The sequence below is a fragment of the Delftia tsuruhatensis NBRC 16741 genome, assembly GCF_001571325.1.
Classification (GTDB): domain Bacteria; phylum Pseudomonadota; class Gammaproteobacteria; order Burkholderiales; family Burkholderiaceae_C; genus Comamonas; species Comamonas tsuruhatensis.
The window spans coordinates 1-760 of sequence record NZ_BCTO01000129.1 but is presented as its reverse complement, the minus strand read 5'-3'; the positions used below and the strand labels follow the sequence as shown (position 1 = coordinate 760).

1 protein-coding gene is annotated in these 760 nt (G+C 66.7%); it reads left to right on the top strand.

All coding sequences use genetic code 11. The features are described 5' to 3' along the window. A partial coding sequence (locus DTS01S_RS29275) for a N4-gp56 family major capsid protein (protein WP_082774957.1) occupies window positions 1–612 on the top strand: 612 nt, incomplete at its 5' end. Window positions 613–760: the final 148 nt, after the last annotated feature.

Sequence of the window (760 nt, the reverse complement as noted above, 5' to 3'; positions counted from 1 at the left end):
ACGCCCAACCAGCACCTGTTCGGCGGCGATGCCACGGCGGTGGCCAACCTGGATGCCACCGACAAGATGTCGCTGGCCGTGGTGGACCGTGCCCGCGTTCGCGCGGACAGCCAGGGTGGCGGCGCCACCAACATCCCCGTCATGCAGCCCTGCGTGGTCGATGGCGAGGAAGTGTTCGTCATGGTCATGCACACCTTCCAGGAAGACGACCTGCGCAAGGAAACCGGCACGGGCGGCTGGCTGGAGCTGCAAAAGGCCGCGGCCGCTGCTGTGGGCTTCAAGTCGCCGCTGTTCAAGAGCGCGCTGGGCATGTACCGCAACGTGGTGCTGCACTCGCACCGCAACGTGATTCGCCACAACACCCACGGTGCCACGGGCGACCTGGAGACGGCGCGTGCGCTGTTCATGGGTGCGCAGGCCGGCGTGATGGCCTTCGGCTCGCCGGGCACGGGCATGCGCTACGGCTGGCATGAGGAAACCCGCGACAACGGCAACCAGGTCGTGATCACCACGTCGTCCATCTTCGGCGTCAAGAAGTCGGTCTTCGAGATCGAGGGCGAGAAGCAGGACCACGGCGTCTACGGCATCGACACGGCCGCTGCGTCGCGCTGATCCACCCCACCGAATAGAAGGAGTCATTCATGGCTTTCAAGCAACTCAGTGCCGTGGCTGCAGGCCACCAGGCCCCCATCACCCCCGGCGGCTCCGAGCTGGTGCGCTCGCGCTTCGGCCAGCCCCTGGCAGTGGCAGACCACGCAGT